This is a genomic window from Streptomyces sp. NPDC059456 (assembly GCF_042750055.1).
GTDB lineage: Bacteria > Actinomycetota > Actinomycetes > Streptomycetales > Streptomycetaceae > Streptomyces.
Genome location: NZ_JBHYVA010001064.1, coordinates 1 through 1,689, shown reverse-complemented (window position 1 = coordinate 1,689; position 1,689 = coordinate 1). Strand labels below are relative to the sequence as shown.

General features: G+C 74.0%; 2 protein-coding genes. One reads left to right on the top strand and one right to left on the bottom strand.

Going from position 1 to position 1,689, the window contains the following annotated elements; translation table 11 throughout:
- Window positions 1-136: 136 nt before the first annotated feature.
- Window positions 137-535, bottom strand: a complete 399-nt coding sequence (locus ACFXA3_RS42170; protein WP_385196767.1) for a thioredoxin family protein — start codon at window positions 533-535, stop codon at window positions 137-139.
- A gap of 279 nt (window positions 536-814) precedes the next feature.
- Here ACFXA3_RS42170 and ACFXA3_RS42165 point away from each other — a divergent pair, with 279 nt between their 5' ends.
- Entirely contained in the window at window positions 815-1,537 is a 723-nt protein-coding gene (locus ACFXA3_RS42165; RefSeq protein ID WP_385196764.1) for a lysophospholipid acyltransferase family protein, read from the top strand.
- Window positions 1,538-1,689: the final 152 nt, after the last annotated feature.

Sequence of the window (1,689 nt, the reverse complement as noted above, 5' to 3'; positions counted from 1 at the left end):
ACGTGGACCCGCCCGTAAAGCAGGAGTTCATACCGCATGCCGCCAGCCTGGCGATCTCCCGTGTACACAGTCAATCCGCATCGGGCAGATGCGAGGCGCGTCACCCTGCGTGCGGGCGCGTGTACCGGCGTGCCCGTCATACCGCGGCACCCAGCGCGGCGATCACATCGGGCTTCCGCGGCATCCCCACGGCGCGCCGGACGATCCGCCCGCCGGCGTCCAGCACGAGCACGGTCGGGGTCTTCTCGATGCCCAGGGCCCGCACCAGCTCGAGACGGGCTTCAGCGTCGATCTCGATGTGCTCGACGCCCTCGACCAGGGCCGCGACCTCGGCGAGGATCCGCCGGGTGGCCCGGCAGGGCTGGCAGAACGCGCTGGAGAACTGCACCAGGCTGGCCCGCTCCCCCGGCTCCGCGCCCAGTTCCGCGGCCCCGAGCCGGACGCCGGGCCGGGCACCGTCCGGCGCTCCGGCAGCCGGCCGGACGCCGTCCGGTCCCGCCGTGCCCGCTCCGCGCCCGTCCTCGTCCCCGCGCACCCCTGCTCCCGTCGCCGCTGCCCGTCCACCGGATCGGGACGGTCGTCCGCCGCCGCACCCGTGGACCTCGTCCCGCATCATTGAAGTACGTTCGTACGGTGATCCGAGCGCCCCGGACACGCTCCGCATTCCCGGCGTGACGAGAATCTCGCCGGGCACGGTCGTCTGGGCTGGCCAGCAGCCCTCGTATGGGGCACGATCCCCAAGGGCCGCGTACCTACGCAGCCGTAACTTCCGGCCGGGAGCACCTCCCCAGGCAGAAAGCGGGGTCTCCCCCTCATGGCTGAGCTCGTCTACCCTCCGGTGATCGGCGCCGCCCACACCCTTTTCCGGGCGCTGGACATCCGCATCGACATGAAGGGCACGGAGAACATCCCGCGCAAGGGCGGGGCGGTCCTCGTGTCGAACCACATCGGCTACCTCGACTTCATCTTCGCCGGCCTCACCGCGCGGCCGCAGAAGCGCCTGGTGCGCTTCATGGCGAAGGAGTCCGTGTTCCGCCACAAGGTGTCGGGCCCGCTGATGCGCGCGATGAAGCACATCCCGGTGGACCGCCAGCAGGGCGAGACGGCCTACCAGCACGCCCTGGACTCCCTGCGCGCCGGCGAGATCATCGGCGTGTTCCCGGAGGCGACGATCTCCCAGTCGTTCACCCTCAAGAGCTTCAAGTCGGGCGCCGCGCGCATGGCCCAGGAGGCCGGCGTCCCGCTGATCCCGGTGGCCCTGTGGGGCACGCAGCGGCTGTGGACCAAGGGCCGCCCGAAGAACCTCAAGCGCAGCCACATCCCCGTGACGATGCGGGTCGGCGAGCCCATCGAGGCGCCGACCGACCAGTACGCCGGGGCGATCACCCGCCGCCTGCGCGAACGGGTGCAGGAGCTGCTGGAGGCGGCGCAGCGCGCCTACCCGGCCGCCCCCAAGGGCCCCGAGGACTCCTGGTGGCTGCCGGCGCACCTGGGCGGCACCGCGCCGACGGCGGCCCAGGTCAAGGAAGCGGGCTGATCCGGCACCACCGGGTCGGGTGATCCTGCGGCCCCGCCCTTCCCGGCGGGGCCCCCCCCCGGCCCCCCGCCCCCCGCCCGCGCCCCCGCCGCGCGCCCGACGCCGGGGCGGGGGCCTGGGCCCGGCCCCCGGCCGACCCGCCGCCCCGGCCC